Below are 17,767 nucleotides of genomic sequence, written 5' to 3' on the forward strand. Positions count from 1 at the left end.
GGGCATACCGTTTTTTGTCCTAGAGCGAAGGAGGAGCCGAAAGTCCCCGGGGTATTTCCTTGGTACCGCTCGCTCCTTTGAGGAATTCCGCACGGCTCGTTACTCGCCCTTTGCATTAAATTCAGGAAGAAGGTCCCCCTGCGGGCTCCGGTGCCCGCACCCCTTCCCTTCTCGCGCGGCATGGGCTCGGATGCCGCAATGACAGAAGCGACCGAGGCACCGGATCCCGGGAACGGCCCGCCGCGCGGGTTGCCCGCCCCTCCCTCGCCGGGCGCGAGCGCACTGCCCCCGGCGACGTACGACGGCCGGACCGTACTCGTCACCGGCGGAGGGACGGGGCTCGGCAAGGCGATCGCCGCGGAGTTCGCCCGGCTCGGCGCCGACCTGCTGCTGGTCAGCCGCGACGACGCACATCTCGCAGGCGCACAGGCGGAGTTGGCGCCGCTGGGCGGCGAGGTGCGGACCGCGACGTGCGACATCCGGGACCCGGAGCGGATCGCCGAGGTCTTCGCGGCGCACGGCACTCCGGACGTACTCGTGAACAGTGCCGCCGCGAACTTCCCCGTACCGGCCGAGGACATGTCGCCGAACGCCTGGCGGGCGGTCGTCGACATCACCCTGACCGGGACGTGGTTCATGACCCGGGAGTTCGGGCGCCGCCACCTGGCGGCGGGCACGCCGGGGTCGATCGTCTGCGTCGGTGCGTCGTACGCGTGGACCGGCGGCCCGGGGTTCGCACACAGCTCGGCGGCCAAGGCGGGGGTGAAGAACCTGGTGGAGACGCTGGCCGTGGAGTGGGGGCCGTACGGGATCCAGATCAATGGACTCGTCCCGGGGCTGATGCCCCACGAGGACATGACGGCGGACATCCGCGAGGGCCTGCGATCCGCCGTTCCGCCATCGGATTCAGTCGGTCCGCAAGCGGCTCCAGCTGGTCCGTATGCGGATTCAGTCGGTCCGTATTCGGGGTTGGCGGCGCGGCAGCCCGCCCTGCGGGTGGGGCTGCCGCGTGAGCTGGGCTGGGCGGCGACCTTCCTCGCCTCCCCGTACGCCCGGTACATCACCGGGCACACCCTCGTCGTGGACGGGGCCAACTGGCAGCGGCGCGGGGTGGTGAGCCCGCCGGTGGTCACGGTGCGCGAGCAACTGGGCCGGGGCCCGTTCCGGCCCGACGGTCTCCCGTAGGTCCGGGATCAGGTTCCTTCGACGGGATCAGGCTCCTTCGCCGGGATCAGGTTCCTTCGAATCGCGGGGTACGGCGCTCCGCCCCCGCCGCGTACCCCTCCCGCGCGTCCTCGGAGGTCAGGGTGAGGGCCGCGGCGAGGGCGGTGCGCTCCAGCGCGGCGGCCATCGCCGCGTCCGCGTAGGCGTCGATGGAGCGTTTCACGGACTGCACCGCCAGCGGTCCGTTGGCCGCGATCTCGGCGGCGGTGGTACGGGCCGCCTTCGCCAACTCTTCCGGAGCGACGACCTCTTGGAGCAGGCCGAGGCGCTCGGCGGTGGCCGCGTCGATGCGGCGGCCGGTCAGCGCGAGCAGCTTGGCCCAGCCGGCCCCCGCGTCACGGGCGATGCGCAGGTCCCCGCCCGCGTCCACGGCGACGCCGAGCCGGGCCTCGGGCAGCGCGAGAACGGCGTCGTCCGCGGCGATCCGGATGTCGGCCATCAGCGCCAACTCGAAGCCGAAGCCCAGGCAGTAGCCCTGGACGGCGGCCACCACCGGCTGCGGGAGGCGGGCGAAGGCCGTGAACCGCTCGTGTGCCCACCGGATGCCTTCGTGGTAGTTGCGGGTGCGCTGCGCCGCCGTGCGGCCGGTGATCGCGCCGCCCGGTGCGGTGACGTCGATTCCCGCGCAGAAGGCCCGCCCCTCGGCCCGGAGCAGGACCGCCCGGATGCGGTCGTCGAATCTGATCCGGTCGGCCAGCAGGCCCAGTTGGCGGGTGGACTCCCAGCTCCAGGCGTTCAGCTTGTCGGGCCGGCAGAGGGTGAGCACGCCGAGACCGTCCTCCCCGACGTCCAGGCGCAGCCGCTCCTGTTCCTCGGGGATCTCCGTACCGATGGTGTCGATCATCCGTCACCCTTCCCGCGTCGCCGAGGGGGAAATGCTGATGGACCGTCAGATTACGCGGGCCCCGGGGATTCGTGCCCGCCCGTTCGGCAAGCGGTGCCCCTTCGTACCTGGTGCCCGTGGGTTCCGCCGAGTAGCAAGTGAAGATGTTGATGATCTCGCGCCGGGAGAGGCACCTTGCACGCTCATGAGAAGGTCGGCGACTCCGGAGCCGACGACCGCCTTGCCGTACGCAAGGTGACGACCGCCGCACCCGAGGCCCCGGGCGGGCTGCGCGCCCTGCACGCCGGAGCGGGCAACGCCGCCGTCGTGCAGATGCTCCGTCAGGCCGGTCACCCCTGGGCCCAGGACGAGCACCAACACGGCGCCGGATGCGGTCACTCGGAGAACGGACAGGCGCCGATGCCTGCGGTGCAGCGGTCCGCCGCACAACGGCCCGCCGTGCAGCGGTCCGCCGTTCACGACGTGCTGGGCACGGCGGGGCGACCCCTGGACGAGGCCGTCCGCACCGACATGGAAGCGCGTCTGGGCGCCGACTTCTCCGACGTCCGCATCCACAGCGACACGGCGGCCAAGGCGTCCGCCGCCGAGGTCGGCGCCCGCGCGTACACCAGTGGCAGCCACGTCGTCCTCGGGGACGGCGGCACGGACCGGCACACCCTGGCCCACGAGCTCACCCATGTCATCCAGCAGCGCACCGGCCCGGTCGCCGGGACCGACAACGGCAACGGGCTGAAGGTCTCCGACCCGTCCGACCGCTTCGAGCGCGAGGCCGAGGCGAACGCCACCCGGGCCCTGGCGGCCGACCCCCGTCCGGCGTCGTACGAACAGCGCCAGGAAGGACTCGCGCAGCCCTCTGAGCAGTCCTCGGCGCAGCGGTTCTCGGCGCAGCAGTCCGCTGAGCAGCCCTCCGTGCAGCGCGCCTACGACCAGGACAACCCGGAGAATCCGCAGAACCTGATGTCCGTCGAACACTGGGAACGCAGAGCGGGGCTGCGGAACTCCGACGGCAGCTCCACCAAGCAGCAGTCCCAGGCGGCGGCCGACCTCCTGACGGGGAAGGGCCAGCAGGCCAAGCCCAAGGGAGCGAAGGGCGCCAAGGGGGCCAAGCCCAAGGGCAGGAAGCGCTCGATGAACGAGATCATCCAGACCGTCGGCCCGGCGCTCCTGCAGCAGCTGGCACAGGACTCGGCGAAGAAGTCCGGTCGGCTGGAGCTGTTCCGGGCCATGCAGGCGGAGGAGGCGGACAACATCCTGGCGTACTGGGGTACGGGCACGAAGAGTGCCGCCGTCGAGGAGTACGTGAGCGCCGGGGGCGGGACGTCCGACGAGTTCAAGGGGACCCACGAGGTGATGAACCTCGGTTCGCACCTGGGCGACCGCGAGCAGGCCGACTCGTACCACGCCCAGCAAGGCCCGGCGTACAGCGTCCTGTTGAAGTTCACGCTGAAGCCCGGCGCCCACGAGCTGCTGTTCCATCCGGACCACATGGCTCTCGGGACCAGCTACGCGGGCAAGTTGATCGACAGGGCGACCGGCGAGGACTACGAGCAGGCGGCAGGCGGCGAGGGAATGCTGCCCGGGTACGTCGGAGTGAAGTCGGAGAAGCGGGGCCCGTTCAGCCTGTCCATCGCGCAGGACCCGAAGACGAAGGACGCCAGCCCGAGTCAGCTGCTGTTCCAGCTGTTCGTCGAGAGCGTCAGTGAGGTCAGCAGGAAGCCGGTGTAGCCGTACGGCTGCTCCCGAGCTGTACGGCTGGTCCCGCGCGGCTGTGCCGGTTCAGGGCTTCCCGCCCAGCCACGGCAGGGGATCGGTGTAGTAGCCGTCGAGGATCACCTCGAAGTGCAGGTGCGGGCCGGTGGACAGGCCGGTGGAGCCGACGTCCCCGACGACCGTCCCGACGGTCACGGCCCGCCCCTTCGAGACGCGCAGGACGGACAGATGGCTGTACGTGGTCTGCAGCCGCTTGCCGCCGACGGAGCCGTGGTCGATCACGACGCGGTTGCCGTACGCCTTGGTCAGGCCCGCGAAGACGACCGTCCCCTGCCACGCGGCGGTCGCGGGCGTGCCCCGGCCCGCGGCGAAGTCGACCCCGGTGTGCAGCTTCGTCACACCGGTCAGCGGGTGTTCGCGGGTACCGTACGGCGAACTGACCGACGTCGTACGAGCAGGCCACTGCAGGACGCTCGGCGGCGGGGCGGTGTCCGAACCGGGCAGCGGCTCCGGACTGTCGAACGCGCTGTACCGCGCGGACAGTTGATCGATCCGTACGAGGTAGGGGCGGGCCTTCGCCGGGACGCGGCCGGCGCTCTCCACGGCGCCGCGCCCCGCCGTGTGCGCGGCGAGAGTGAGGTCCAGGAGCTCACCGGTGACCGTGCCCCGGGTCCTGAGCTCGGCCATCTGCCCGGCCAGCGCACAGTCCTGCCTGCCGAGGGCCATGATCGCGTCGATCGGATCCAGGGGCGAGGAACGGCCGTTGCCGTCCTCGTCCTTGCCCCACTCGCGCCACTGCGCGGCGCTGAAACCGGCGATTCCGGTGGCGTCGGACAGCGCGGCGGTGTCCGTGCTCCAGCCGGAGTGCGCGTCGATCTGCGCGGCCAGCACCGAGGGGCGGAGCACGGCGCACTTCTTCGCCGACTCCTTCAGCCAGGGCACGTAGGACTTGTCCACGCGGTCCGCAGCCGAGTTCTTCGCCGTGTCCGCCGCTGTCGAGCCCTGTCCGTCCTCGCTCCCGGTGCCGGGCAGCTGCCCCGCCGCGGTCAGGAAGATCGCGGAGCCGATCACGGCGGCCAGCCCCGGCAGCGCCAGCAGCGTGAAGGGCCCCGGGCCGCGCCGCCGTCGGGGGGCGGTCCCCGCCTCGTCCTGATCGGGGGAGGACTGGGTCAACGGTCGGATGCTTCCTGAGAGAAAGAGACGGAGAGAACGGAGGGAACGGAGAGAGAGGAGGGAGAAAGGGGGAGTGTGGGGGGCGGCTTGCGCACGGTGGCGCAGGCCGGCTCACCGGACGCTACCGGTGTTCCCTCCCGCCGTCAGGGGACCGGGAGGCAGGAGAACGGGGCCGGGCGGGCAGCCCTTCCCGTACGGAGGGACAGGGACGGTCTGCCCGTACGACCGGTGGGAGGGCGGAGGCGGGCGCCCCGTACGACCGGTGGGAGGGCGGAGGCGGGCGGGGGAGTCACTCCTGCGTCTGTGAGGCGGGCGGGGGAGCCACCCCTGAGTCACTCCCGCGTCTGTGCGTCCAGCGCGTCCAGCGCCCTGCCCAGCTCCGTCCTGCGCCGGATCCCCAACTTGCGGTACGTGTGCGTCAGATGGGTCTCGACGGTGCGCAGCGCCACCTGGAGCAGCTTGGCTATCTCGCTGTTCGTACGGCCGTCGGCGGCCAGCCGTGCGACCCGGCCCTCGCCCGAGGTGAGGGCGCCGGAACGGGTGGCGGGGTGGAATCCCGCGGAGCCCAGGGCCCGGTCGGCACGGTCCCGCAGCCGTACGGCGCCCAGCCGCCCGGCCCGCGCGGCGGCCTCCCGCAGCAGCTCACGGCCCTCCGTCGACTCGCCGGCGGCGAGCAGCTCGCGCCCCCGGGCGAGCAGCGCCTCCACCAGTTCCGCGGCGGCCGGTGAACCGTGCAGCACGTCCACCGCCTCGCCGAGCAGCTCCCGCCCCCGCGCCCCGCCGACCGCCAGGCCCAGGGCCCGCAGCGCCCGCCCCATCGTGCGCGGCGTGCGCCACACGGTGGCCAGCCGCAGCTCCTCCTCGGCCAGGGCGACGGCGTGCTGCCGCGCCCCCAGGCGGAGCTGGCACTCCGCCGCCGCCGACCGCCACGGAGTGACCACGGGGCTGATCACGGCGCGGGTCGCCTGCCGCCGCCCGCACTCCAGGAAGTCGTGCAGTGCGCCGGTGGTGTCGCCCCGCGAGGCCCGGAACCGGCCGCGCGCGTACAGGAACCGGTTCAGCTCCCAGGAGTCGGCGGCCTCGTGCAGGTCGAAGCTCTCGACGAAGCGCTCCGCCTCCTCCGTCCGGCCGGTCTCGACGAGGGCGACGAGGGCATGGGCGTCGATGTTGGCGGGACCCCGCCGGCGCAGCGCGGCCGGACGGGCCCGGGAGACCGAGAGCAGCCGGTCGTACGAGCCGCGGGCGGCCGCGATGTCTATGCGGGTGTTGTGCAGCGAGTGGTGCGTCGGGTGCAGCAGGGACGGGCGCTGGCCCACCAGGCCGCGGTCCACAAGCCGGTCCGCCTCGTCGAGTTCGTCCGTCCACTGGGCCACCGCCGCGACCGTACCGAGCAGGACGGGCTCGGACAGCGGATCGGCGGGCTCGGCGAGCAGTGCCCGGATCCGCCGGGTGGCCTGGCGCGCCGAACAGGCGCCCGCGGTGGCCGCGTAGCGCAGCAGCAGCGCACGACCGGCGGGGCCCACCGTGTCCGGGCTGTGCTCCGCCGCGTCGGCCAGCCACTCGTACGCCTCCCGGCGCATCGTCAGGTTCTGGTCGGAGAGGAGGATGTACGCCGCGCGGGCCGCGCGGGCCGGTTCCGGATGGCCGGTCAGCTGGCCCGTGATGCTCTGCAGCACCTCCGCGCCCGCCCCGGTCTCCCCGCGTCCGAAGAGGGCAGTGCCGAGCGCGATGGCCGTGTGCGCCCTCTCGTTCGGGGTGACCGGCAGGTCGAGCGCCTCCGAGAGGTGCGGTACGCCGTCGGCGGCGACGGCCGACGCGTACTCCAGGGAGCCCAGTTCGGTCAGCAGCCGCTGCCTGTGACCGTCGGGGAGGGGCTCCCGCAGGGCCCGGCGGAGGAAGCCGACGGCGTCGTCCACCCTGGACTCGCCCAGGGCCGCCGTCGCGGCGTCACCGAGAACCGTGGGCACCCACGGGGCTCCGACGGCGTCGGCGTGGAGCAGCTGCCGGGCCACCGGCTCGGCGCGCTCGCCCCGGTGCAGCATCGTCTCCGCCGCCGCCCGGTGGGCCTCCTGCCGCCGGGCGACGGGCCAGTCCGCGAGGACCGCGTCACGCAGCAGCGGATGGGGGTAGCGGGCCGCGCCCCCGGGGTCGGACACGAGCAGGCCGAGGCCGGTCATCGCGGCGAGCCACCCGGCCGTCCGGTGGGTCTCGGCGCGGGCGGCCCCGGCCAGCACTTCGGGGCCCACGTCGGCAGCCGTGCCGGGGCCGGTGCCCTCGCTGGGAGCCACGCCGGGACCCGGGGCGGTGCCCTCGCGGGCAGGTGGCTGCTCCAGCGCGGCGAGCGTCCTGGCCAGCCGGGTCGTGTCGGGTCCTGCGCTCTCCAGCCACCAGGAGACGGCTGCCGCGTAGGCGCCGGGGTAGAGCGCGGCACACGACTCGGGCACGGCGTACGGGGGCGCGCCCGCCAGGTCCTCCAGCAGGGCACGCAACAGCAGGGGGTTGCGCGCGCCCGCCCGTACGACGGACGCGATCCACTCCTCGGTGGCGTCCGGCCGGGCGTCGCGCACCAGAGCGGTGGCCGCGGCCGGGCCGAGCGGGGCGAGGGCGTGGGCGCGCACCAGGTCGGGCGGCAGGGCGTGGGCGAGCCCGGCCGGCCGCTGTTCGACGTCGTACTGGCTGCGCTCGGTGGCCACGACGAGGACCGCTAAGTCGTCGATACGGCGGGCCGTTTCGGCGAACCAGAGGCGCGAGGCGTCGTCGGCGAAGTGCACGTCGTCCACGGCAAGCAGCACGGGACCGGCCGCCGCGTACCCGCACAGGTCCTCCCAGAACTGCTCGGCATCGGCGTGCGCGGTGGTGCCGGGGACCGGGGTGCCGGGCACCCCGGGGCCTCCGGCTGCGCCGGGGACCGTGCGGGGACGTCCGGGACCGGGGGCGCCCGCCAGCAGTTGCCGGACCGTGGAGAGGGGCCCGCCCGCCCCGCCGGGGGAGCAGCGGGCCCGCAGCACCCGCATGCCGTCGTCGGCCGCGAGGCGCGTCGCCGCCTCCAGCAGGGCCGTCCGGCCGGTGCCGGTGGCCCCGCGCAGCAGGACGAGACGACCACGGCCGGTCCTGGCCCGCCCGGCCTCGGCCGCGATCATCGCCAGCGCGTCCTCGCGCTCTCGCAGCGGTCCGGTCATGGCTCTCTCCGTAGGTTGTCGATGGACACGGCGCGGCCGGGGCGGGTCGTGGTCCGGGTGGTCAGGCCGTGCCACGAGGACCACGGCGACCGGGCGGACCACGAGGAGGGCAACGGCCACGGCGGCCACGAGAAGCGCGGTGGCCACGAGAAGCACGACGCCCGCGATGACCACGACGCCCGCGATGACCACGACCGCCACGACGGCCACAGGGGTTCACGGAGGTCACACAGGGGTTCACGGAGGTCACCGCCGAGGGCTGTGGGGCAGCCTCCCAGGTCCTTCGGGGCATCCAAGTCGGCCCGTGCGGACGCTGGTTGTCGTGGGCGCTTCGTGGTGGGGTGCGTGATGGGATGGCCACCCGTCTCGTTCGATCTCGTGGTGTGCCTCGTGGTTCTCCACAATTGCGCCTGCCCCACCCGCCTCATGAGTATGGAGCCGACCAACACACCCGCCGGTCTGTGCCGGCGGGTGCACTGCTGACCTGGGGAATCCGGTTGATTGAGACGTCCGGGACGCCCGCGCGCGATGTGCGGGAGCGGATATCCGTAACGGTGACGGCACCCGACCCCCTCACCCGCGAAGGTGCCGTGAGCCAGCTGCGTCGGCAGCCGGAGATCGAGCTGCGGGAGGAGCCTGGCCCCGGCACGGTGGCCCTGCTGATCGAGGACGGCCTCGACGACGACGCCTTCGCGCGATTGCGCCGGGTGGTGCGCAGCGAGGGCTCGCGCGCCGTACTCGTGGTGGGGGCGATCCGCGAGAGTGACCTGCTGGACGTCATCGAGGGCGGCGTCAGCGCTGTCGTCTGGCGCCGCGAAGCCACCGGCCACCGCCTGCTGCAGGCGCTGCGCGTCGCCGCGCGGGGCGACGGCGATCTGCCCGCCGATCTGCTCGGCCGGCTCATCAGCCAAGTGGGCACGCTGCACCGGGGGACCACCGGCACGACAGGACCGGTACTGGGGCTCGCACCCCGTGAGGCCGATGTCCTGCGCCTGGTCGCCGACGGGTTCGACACGGGAGAGATAGCCGGCAAGTTGTCCTACTCCGAGCGCACCGTCAAGAACGTCATGCACGGCCTCACTACGCGGCTGCACCTGCGCAACCGCGCGCACGCCGTGGCGTATGCCCTGCGGCAGGGCTACATCTGACCGAAAAGACGGCGATGCCTTTCGTGAGAGCCAATGTCTGAACGAATTGGTAACTTATCAGGCCCGTTGGTGACTTGAGCGGCCCCCCGGTGGGCCGCCGACGTCCCACGCGTGCGTGGCATCCGTACCTCACTGCGCGGCATGCGCAGAGAAACCAGACAGCACGGCGCGGCATCCGCGCAGCATCCGCACGGGGCACGGCACTTGACGCGCTCGTCCGGGTGGCGAAGAGAAGCGAAGAGAAGAGAGCACGACGGTGATCCACGAAGTGGACGAGGTCCTCAAGAGGCTCCTCGGTGGCGGAGCACTGACCGGGTCGGGGATCGACGTCTCCTTCGAGGCCCCCACCCGGGAGTGGGCGGCCCGGCGGACCGGCCCGGCGATCAACGTCTACCTGTACGACATCCGCGAGGAGCTGAGCCGCCGCCAGCGCGGCCAGATGCCCGTGCGCGACTCCCGCGACGTGGTCGTGCGCCGACGGCAGCCGCCGCGCTGGTTCCGGCTGTCGTACCTGGTGAGCGCCTGGACGAAGGCGCCGCAGGACGAACACCGGCTGCTGGCCGCCGTGTTGGCGACACTGCTGCCGTACGAACTGCTGCCCGCCGAGGAACTTCCCCCGGCGCTGCGGGAGCTGGGGCTCGCGGTGCCGCTCACCGTGGCGAGCGCCCAGACCGAAGCCAGGTCCTTCGCCGAGATCTGGTCCGCACTCGGCGGCGAGCTCAAGCCCTCCCTCGACCTGGTGGCCACCGTGCCCTTCCCCGCGTTCCCGGAGTACGACGCGGGACCGCCGGTCACCGAGGGCGCGGCGGTACGGCTCACCGGCATGAACGGCGACCCGCCGCCGTCCGGGGAACGTGCCCACCGGCCGCACCAGATCGCGGCGGCCCGCGCGGCCCACCGGGCCGCCCACGGCTCGCAGACGGAGAAGCGATGACGACCGGCCTCGCGAGCGAGCCCGTGCCCGCCCTCCGCACCGCCCCGGCGCCGCTGCTCACCCGGCTCGCCGGCCTGCGCGAACGTATCGCCGCCGTGGTCGAAGGCCGCTCAGCGGGCGACCCCACGGCCGACGACCCGCTGCGCGGCCTGTACGTGTCCGAGGAGACGGTACGACGTCTGCTGCGGGCGACGCGCAGTGGGCACGACGAGCACGACGAGCACGACGGCGCCACCGTCGGCGGTGCCCTCAAGGGCATGGACATGGGCATGCGTACGGGCACGCACACGGGCACGGCACCGGCGGCGCCCGCCGACCGGCTCGCCGCCCTGGCGGCCCGCACCGGCCTGACCGAAGTGGACACCGCGATCCTGCTGGTCACGCTCGCGCCCGACCTCGACCGCGGTTTCGAGACGTTCTACGGCTACCTCAACGACGACGTCGGCCGACGTCGCGCGACCATCGGTCTGGCACTCGACCTGTGCGGCCTGTCCGCCGGCGACGCCGCGGCCCGGGACCGCTTCCACCCGGCCGCACCGCTCTCCCGGCTGGGCCTGCTGCGCGTCGAGGACCCGGACGCGCCCTTCCTCGGCCGCGTACTGCGCGTCCCCGACCGGCTGATCGCCCACCTGCTGGGGAGCGACACCCCGGACCCCGCGCTGAACGAGCACCTCCACCCGCTGCTTCCGCCGCCCGCCGCGCACGCGAAGGACCAGGACCCCCTGACGTCCAGGCTCGCCGTGCTCCTGGCCAGGACCCGGCCGCCGATGGTCTATCTGCGCGAGCGCCGCGAGGGCGACTCCCTGGCCTGTGCGGTCGCGGCACTGGCCGCGGCCGGCCGCCCCGCGCTGCACTTCGGCACCGCAGCGGGACCACGCAGGCCCGGGACGGCCGACGACCCGTCCGGCGCCGGGGCGCGCGCGGACGGCGCGGCCACGCACCGGCCGCCGGTGCGGGAACTGTTGCTGGAGGCCCGGTTGCGCGGCTGCGCGATCGTGGTGTCCCCGCTGCCCGACGACCCCACCGGCCTCGTCAGGGAACTCGCGGCCGCCGACGTGCCGGTCGTCCTCGCCGGGCCCGGGGCGTACGACCCGAAGTGGTGCGGTGACGCCGACCCGGTGGTCCTGGACGCGCCGAGCGCGCGCACCGGTGCCCTGGCCCAGTGGACGGACGCGCTCGGCCTCGGCCCGAACGACCTCGCCGTGGACGGTTCCACCTCGGACGGTTTCACCTCGAACGCTCCCACCGCGGACGAGCTCGCCCCGGACACCGGCCCCGGTTTCGACCTGGCCTCGACCGTCGCCCCGTACCGCATGCGCGGCGACCGGGTCCGCAGGGCCGCCCGATCCGCCCTGGAACTGGCCGCCTTCGACGGGACCGGCCTCACCGCCGCCCACGTGCGGCAGGCCGCCCGGCACCACTCCGCGTCAGGGCTGGAGCAGCACGCCCGGCGGATCGTGCCGGACGTCGGCTGGAACGACCTGGTGCTGCCCGCCGCCTCGCTGGAGCACCTGCACGAACTGGCCGTCAGGGCCCGGCACCGCGAGCGGGTGCTCGGCGACTGGCGGCTGAGCGCAGGGGGCGGGCGGGGGCGCGGTGTCCTCGCGCTGTTCGCCGGGGAGTCGGGCACCGGCAAGACCCTCGCAGCCGAGGTGCTCGCCGCGGACCTGGGCCTCGACCTGTACGTCGTACAGCTGTCCTCGGTGGTCGACAAGTACGTCGGGGAGACGGAGAAGAACCTGGAGCGGATCTTCTCGGAGGCCGACCGCACCGATGCCGTGCTGCTCTTCGACGAGGCCGACGCCGTGTTCGGGAAGCGCTCGGAGGTCAAGAGCTCCCACGACAGGTACGCCAACCTCGAAAGCGCCTATCTGCTGCAGCGCCTGGAGGCCTTCAACGGCATCGCGGTGCTCACCACCAACCTGCGGTCCAACATCGACGACGCGTTCACCCGGCGGCTCGACCTGGTGGTGGACTTCCCGTTCCCGCAGGAGGACCAGCGGCTCGCGCTGTGGCGGCACAGCCTGGCCCACGTTCCGTGCGCGGACGACCTCGAACCGGCCGGCTGCGCCCGTGACTTCGAGCTGGCCGGCGGCTCCATCCGCAGTGCGGTGGTGACCGCCGCCTACGCGGCTGCCGCGCGCGGCGGCCCGGTCACCACGCCCGACCTGCTGAGCGGCGCCCGCCGCGAGTACCGCAAGGCGGGGCGGCTCGTCATGGAGGACGTCGGCTGGTGAGCACGGCCTCCCGGGAGAGCTGGTGAGCACGGCCCCCGGAAGAGGTGATGAGCACGGTCCCCCGGAAAAGGTGGTGGGCGCGGCCTCCCGGGGGAAGAGACCGCGCCCACCCGTGTGCGGGCCGACCCGTCAGACGGTCAGCTTGATGGCGTCGATCCAGGCCTCGTTGTCATTGGTGCCGATGAAGAGGTAGTTCGGCCGTGCGTCCGCGCAGACGTGGTCGCCCCAGGCGTTGTTGCGGAAGTGCACGACGTGGCACACCTTCCCCGAACCCACGTTGATGCCGAGCCCGACGAAGAACGGGGCGTCCTTCCCCTTGCCGCCGATGTAGATGTCCTTCTCGTTCAGGATCGGCGTCCACTCGGGGAGCCACTTGGGCGCCTCGCCCTGGTCGTTGTGGCGGTACGCGTTGGCCGACGCGCCCTCCACACCGGTCACCGCGATGTTCATCTCTTTGATCTTCTTGCCCTGGCCCGTGGTGCCGGCCATCGCGCCGTCGCACACCGGCCGCTGCCACCCGCTGTCGGTGATGCGGACGCGGTAGCAGATGTGCCGTCCGCCCGGGTCGTCCGACGCGACCCGGCGCACGGCCGTCTCGGCGGTCTCCACGGGAGGCGGCTTGGGGGCGTCCGGCTTCTTGTCCGGCTTCCCTCCGTCGTCGCCTCCCGGCTTCGGCTTCTCCTGCGGCACGTCGGGTTCGGCCGGCGCCGACGGCTGCTTCGGGAGGGCGGGCGCGGAGGGGCTGGGCGCGAGCGTCGCTCCGGCCTGCAGCTGCTGCTCCGACGCGGCGGTCGCGAGGGACGGCTTGTAGGCGATCCACAGCATGACGAAGGTGATCGCGAGGGCGACGGCCATCCCGAGGAAGGTGGCGAGCCAGCGCGGCAGGAAGCCGCGCTGCACGAAGGTCCCCTCCACGGTCTCCGGGGCGACCCCGGAGCGCTGCACCGCGAGCGTGTACGGCCGCTGCTCCTTCGAGCCGAACCAGATGATCTGCTTCGGCCGCAGCGTCATGTCGACGAACTGCGCGCGCCCGGGCTCGATCTGCGCGCTGCCCGGCCGGATCTCGTACGACAGGTTGTCGCCGTTGTCGCTGCCGCTCACGGAGGCGGTGAGTTTGGTGTTGCCGAGGTTGTCCACCGCCAGGCGGGGGCGCCCGCGCAGGCGTCCCCGGACGGTGGGCGGCACCAGCTCGGTCCGCATCTCGGTGAACGGCAGGATCGTCAGGTTGCCCTCGGGGACCGTCACCGCGTCCGGATGCTCGGTCGGGATGATCCGTACCGCGTACGGATTCGGGCCGGCCGTCGCGTCCGGGGTGCGCGGCGGGGAGAACGTCAGCTCGACGGTTCCCGTCGTGCCCGGATAGAGCCGCAGCGAGGGCGGTTCCACCACGGTCCAGGGCGCGAGGTCCCCGACAGGTTCGAAGCGGTACTCGTCGACGACGTCGCCCGTGTTGCGCACTCGCAGGCGCACGCGCGTGCTGCTGCCCGGGTCGACGGTCGCGGATGTGGGTTCGAGGGAGGTCCAGAGGCTCACCCGGGAAGGCTAGGCGGCGGCCGAGCGGGCGTCAGGAGGCTGCCGGGCAGACTCGGGTGCGCGAACGGGCGCCCGTGGGCACGCTCCTGGGCACGTCCGTGGACAGCGGAACAGGCATTTCCCCGTACGAGGAGGGGGCGGGCCGGGACGGCGCCGGTGCCCTCCGCCCGTGCGGCCCCCGACGGCCCGGCGGGGGAGGGGCGTCCGGCCGGGCCGGGAGGGTCCGTACCCGCCCTTCTGGGCAATGACGATGCCCGTGATGAGGCACCTGCGGACGTTTCGGCCGGTGCGCCGCGCGCGTGAGGATCACAGACGAGCCATTGGTTACCCCGAGGAGAGCAGAGCATGCCGTCGTACCTGTCGCCCGGTGTATACGTCGAGGAGGTGGCCAGCGGATCCCGCCCGATCGAGGGCGTGGGCACCTCGGTCGCGGCCTTCGTCGGCCTCGCACCGACCGGACCGCTGAACGAACCGACCCTGGTCACGAACTGGACGCAGTACACAGCGGCCTTCGGGGAGTTCACCGACGGGTACTACCTGGCGCACTCCGTCTACGGGTTCTTCAACAACGGCGGATCCGCCGCCTACGTCGTGCGCGTCGGCGGATCCGCCGAGGGCATCGCGGGCGAGACCGCGTCCCCGCCCGAGGTGGCGGCCCCGGCGGCCCCCGCGGCGCTGCCCGCCGCCGAACCCCGGCAGCTGGGCACCTTCGCGGTCGCGGCCACCGGCACCGGACAGAGCGGCAACCTGAGCGTCGAGGTCTCCGACCCCGAGGGCGAAGGACCGGCCGAGCGCTTCAAGCTGACCGTCAAGGACGGCGACAAGGCGGTCGAGTCCTTCGACGTGAGCGCGAAGAAGGGCAACCGCTCCTACGTCGTCACACAGGTGAAGGAGCAGTCCAGGCTCATCACCGTGACCGAGGCCGCACCGGCCGGTCAACTGGCCCGCCCCGAGAACCAGTCGGTGGCGCTGCCCGCACCGCCGCCCGCGCCCGCCGCCGCTGCCGCCCCCGCGCGCAAGGCCCCCGGCGTGCGGCCGGCCGGCCCCGCGGAGTACCTCGGCGACAGCGCCGACCGCACCGGCTTCGGCGGCCTGGAGGCCGTCGACGAGGTGTCCATGGTCGCGGTCCCCGACCTGATGGCCGCCTACCAGCGGGGCACGATCGACCTGGAGTCCGTCAAGGCGGTCCAGCTCGGCCTCATCGCGCACTGCGAGCTGATGGGCGACCGCGTCGCGATCATCGACCCGCCGCCCGGGATGAACGCCCGTCAGATACGGGTGTGGCGCCAGGAGACGTCCAACTACGACTCCAAGTACGCCGCCCTGTACTACCCGTGGATCAAGTCCTTCGACCCCGCCACCGGCCAGGCACGGCTCGTCCCGCCGAGCGGCCACGTCGCGGGCGTCTGGGCGCGCAACGACTCCGAGCGCGGAGTGCACAAGGCTCCCGCCAACGAGGTCGTACGCGGCGCCGTCGACCTCGAACTCCAGATCACCCGCGGCGAGCAGGACCTGCTCAACCCGATCGGGATCAACTGCATCCGTGCCTTCCCCGGCCGCGGCATCCGCATCTGGGGCGCGCGCACCCTCTCCTCCGACCCGGCGTGGCGCTACCTGAACGTCCGCAGGTACTTCAACTACCTGGAGGAGTCGATCCTGATCGGCACCCAGTGGGTGGTCTTCGAGCCGAACGACCACCAGCTGTGGGCCCGCATCCGGCGCAACATCTCCGCCTTCCTCGTCAACGAGTGGCGCGGCGGGGCCCTGTTCGGCGCCAAGCCGGAGGACGCCTACTACGTCAAGTGCGACGAGGAGACGAACCCGCCGGAGTCGGTCGACGTGGGCCGGGTCGTGTGCGAGATCGGCATCGCGCCGGTCAAGCCGGCCGAGTTCGTCGTCTTCCGGCTGGCCCAGTTCTCCAGCGGCAGCGGAGACCTGGAGGAGTAACGGCCCTCAGGGCCGCCTCCCCGCACCCGCACCTCCGGGCCACTCCCGTAGTGCCCCCGTGACCCTCCTCAGTACCTCAGCGCGAAGGACCAGCACATGAGTCTCCAGCCCGGCGACGCCCTCACATCACACAATTTCGGCCTGCAGATCGACGGCGTCATGGTCGAGTACCTGGCCGAGGTCAGCGGCCTCAGCCTGGAACAGGACGTCATCGAGTACCAGCAGGTCTCCGCCCAGGGCGTGCCCGTCGTCAAGAAGATGCCGGGCGTGCAGAAGGCCGGCAACTGCACGGTGGTCCGCGGCATGACGCAGTCGAAGGCGTTCAACGAGTGGATCAACCAGTCCGTCAGGGGCGAGATGGGCAGCGCGCGCAAGAACGCCACCATCATGGTGATGGACTACCAGAACAACCCGGTCAAGCGGTACAACATGCGCAACGCGTGGTGCAGCAAGATCGACACCAGCTCGGTGAAGGCGGGCGAGGCCGCGGCGCTCACCGAGACCGTGACCATCACGTTCGAAGAACTGGTCATCGAATAATGCGGCGCACGGCTGTCCGGGCCGCGGGCGGGGGCGTCCTGCCGCCCGCCCCTTCGGGGAGCGCGGCGGCCGACGGGGGAGCGGCACCCGTCCCCGTGCCCGAACCGGCGGGTGTCCCGGTGGCCTCCGCGCCGCCGCGGCGCCTCCAGACGGAGTTCCCCTTCGAGCTGCCGCGCGGGTACGTGGACGACGCGGGCACCGTGCACCGCGAGGGCGTGATGCGCCTGGCGACGGCCCGCGACGAACTGGTCCCCCTGCGGGACGTCCGGGTCCAGGAGAACCCCGCGTACCTGTCCGTCGTGCTGCTCGGCCGGGTCATCACCCGGCTGGGCACGCTCGCGATGGTGCACGACGGGGTCGTGGAGAACATGTTCGCCTCCGACCTGGCGTTCCTCCAGGACTTCTACCGCCAGGTCAACGCCGAGGGCCACACGCGCGCCTCGGTGGAGTGCCCGCACTGCGCGGAGCCCTTCGAGATCGACCTCGGCGGGAGCCGCCTGGGGGAATCGTGACGTACGCGACCGACCGACTGCACGAGGAGATCGCGTACGTCGCCTTTCACTTCCACTGGGGCCTGGAGCAGATCCTGGACCTGGAACACCAGGACAGGCGCCGATACGTGGATCACATCGCGTCCCTGGTGGCGCGCGGGTCAGGAGGCTGAGCCATGGGGTTCCTGGACCGATTGAGGCGTCACCCGCAGGGCGGATCCCCGGCGTCCGGTACGACCGGGCGCCAGGGGTCCCCGGGTGCGCGCGGTGACGACGGGCCGGTGGATGTCGGGCCGACGGACGTCGCACCGTCACACACCGGGTCGGTGGACGTCGGGGCACGCCCTGCGGCGTGGTCCGCTCTGCCGCCCCTCCAGCGGGCGGTGTCCCCGGGTGCCGCAGGCGTCGCCGATTCGGGCTTCCCGGAGCGGCTGGCCACCTGGCAGAACCCTTCCTCCATCGGCGCGCACTCGCCTGCCGTCCTCGACGGCACCTCGGGTGGGGTTCTCGTCAACTCACCTTCTGGGCAGGCGAGTTCGCGTGCCGTGCAAGTGCCGCGTGCGGTACAGCGGTCGGCGGTGCGGGAACCGGTGGCGGAGCGGCCGACAGAGCGGCCGACAGAGCGGCCGATAGAGCGGCCGACGGAGCGCGCCGCTTCTTCGGTCCCGGTCACAGGGACGTGGGTGTCTCCGGTTCTGCCGGAGCCCGCGCGAGCGGAACGGGAAGGGGCGACGGCGCGACCGGTTCCGGCACGGCAGGCCGGGAGGACACCGGGGTCGTTCACCACGGCGGCGCCCGCTCCGGTGC

13 protein-coding genes are annotated in these 17,767 nt (G+C 72.9%); 9 read left to right on the top strand and 4 right to left on the bottom strand.

Annotated elements, in window-relative coordinates; translation table 11 throughout:
• Nucleotides 1–198 precede the first annotated feature (198 nt).
• Nucleotides 199–1,185 carry an SDR family oxidoreductase gene (locus ACH4SP_RS10255; RefSeq protein WP_398412622.1) on the top strand — a complete coding sequence of 329 codons (987 nt, stop codon included), beginning with the start codon at nt 199–201 and terminating at the stop codon, nt 1,183–1,185.
• 46 nt (nt 1,186–1,231) lie between these two features.
• On the opposite strand, the gene ACH4SP_RS10260 is transcribed toward ACH4SP_RS10255, so the two are convergent.
• Complete coding sequence (locus ACH4SP_RS10260) at nt 1,232–2,068, bottom strand: enoyl-CoA hydratase/isomerase family protein (protein WP_398412624.1); 837 nt, start codon at nt 2,066–2,068, stop codon at nt 1,232–1,234.
• A gap of 174 nt (nt 2,069–2,242) precedes the next feature.
• Between ACH4SP_RS10260 and ACH4SP_RS10265 the strand changes: the two genes are divergently transcribed.
• The gene (locus tag ACH4SP_RS10265; RefSeq protein WP_398412626.1) at nt 2,243–3,793 is read left to right on the top strand and encodes a DUF4157 domain-containing protein; all 1,551 of its coding nucleotides are present in this window, start codon (nt 2,243–2,245) and stop codon (nt 3,791–3,793) included.
• Nucleotides 3,794–3,844: 51 nt separating this feature from the next.
• On the opposite strand, the gene ACH4SP_RS10270 is transcribed toward ACH4SP_RS10265, so the two are convergent.
• Nucleotides 3,845–4,951, bottom strand: a complete 1,107-nt coding sequence (locus ACH4SP_RS10270; protein WP_398412628.1) for a M23 family metallopeptidase — start codon at nt 4,949–4,951, stop codon at nt 3,845–3,847.
• Between the two features lie 332 nt (nt 4,952–5,283).
• Nucleotides 5,284–8,340: an AAA family ATPase gene (locus tag ACH4SP_RS10275; RefSeq protein WP_398412630.1), complete on the bottom strand. Its 3,057-nt coding sequence runs from the start codon at nt 8,338–8,340 to the stop codon at nt 5,284–5,286.
• Between the two features lie 281 nt (nt 8,341–8,621).
• Between ACH4SP_RS10275 and ACH4SP_RS10280 the strand changes: the two genes are divergently transcribed.
• The 3 genes from ACH4SP_RS10280 to ACH4SP_RS10290 all read left to right on the top strand — a co-directional run bounded on the left by ACH4SP_RS10280 (nt 8,622) and on the right by ACH4SP_RS10290 (nt 12,449).
• Nucleotides 8,622–9,278 carry a LuxR C-terminal-related transcriptional regulator gene (locus ACH4SP_RS10280; protein WP_398413520.1) on the top strand — a complete coding sequence of 219 codons (657 nt, stop codon included), beginning with the start codon at nt 8,622–8,624 and terminating at the stop codon, nt 9,276–9,278.
• Between the two features lie 256 nt (nt 9,279–9,534).
• Nucleotides 9,535–10,212, top strand: a complete 678-nt coding sequence (locus ACH4SP_RS10285) for a DUF4255 domain-containing protein (protein WP_398412632.1) — start codon at nt 9,535–9,537, stop codon at nt 10,210–10,212.
• Nucleotides 10,209–12,449, top strand: a complete 2,241-nt coding sequence (locus ACH4SP_RS10290) for an ATP-binding protein (RefSeq protein WP_398412634.1) — start codon at nt 10,209–10,211, stop codon at nt 12,447–12,449. Before ACH4SP_RS10285 ends, ACH4SP_RS10290 begins: the two co-directional genes overlap by 4 nt.
• A 129-nt stretch (nt 12,450–12,578) precedes the next feature.
• Here the strand turns inward: ACH4SP_RS10290 and ACH4SP_RS10295 are convergent, their stop codons facing one another.
• Nucleotides 12,579–13,982, bottom strand: coding sequence for a hydrolase (locus tag ACH4SP_RS10295; protein ID WP_398412637.1), 1,404 nt, complete (start codon nt 13,980–13,982; stop codon nt 12,579–12,581).
• A gap of 345 nt (nt 13,983–14,327) precedes the next feature.
• Between ACH4SP_RS10295 and ACH4SP_RS10300 the strand changes: the two genes are divergently transcribed.
• The 4 genes from ACH4SP_RS10300 (at nt 14,328) to ACH4SP_RS10315 (ending at nt 17,133) form a co-directional block, all read left to right on the top strand.
• The gene (locus tag ACH4SP_RS10300) at nt 14,328–15,929 is read left to right on the top strand and encodes a phage tail sheath subtilisin-like domain-containing protein (RefSeq protein ID WP_398412639.1); all 1,602 of its coding nucleotides are present in this window, start codon (nt 14,328–14,330) and stop codon (nt 15,927–15,929) included.
• A gap of 96 nt (nt 15,930–16,025) precedes the next feature.
• Nucleotides 16,026–16,469, top strand: a complete 444-nt coding sequence (locus tag ACH4SP_RS10305) for a phage tail protein (RefSeq protein WP_362421830.1) — start codon at nt 16,026–16,028, stop codon at nt 16,467–16,469.
• On the top strand, nt 16,469–16,981 hold the full coding sequence (locus ACH4SP_RS10310; RefSeq protein ID WP_398412642.1) for a hypothetical protein: 513 nt from the start codon (nt 16,469–16,471) through the stop codon (nt 16,979–16,981). Before ACH4SP_RS10305 ends, ACH4SP_RS10310 begins: the two co-directional genes overlap by 1 nt.
• The gene (locus ACH4SP_RS10315) at nt 16,978–17,133 is read left to right on the top strand and encodes a DUF6760 family protein (protein ID WP_398412644.1); all 156 of its coding nucleotides are present in this window, start codon (nt 16,978–16,980) and stop codon (nt 17,131–17,133) included. Before ACH4SP_RS10310 ends, ACH4SP_RS10315 begins: the two co-directional genes overlap by 4 nt.
• The last annotated feature ends 634 nt before the right edge of the window (nt 17,134–17,767 follow it).

The sequence above is a fragment of the Streptomyces sp. NPDC021093 genome, from assembly GCF_044333135.1.
GTDB lineage: Bacteria > Actinomycetota > Actinomycetes > Streptomycetales > Streptomycetaceae > Streptomyces.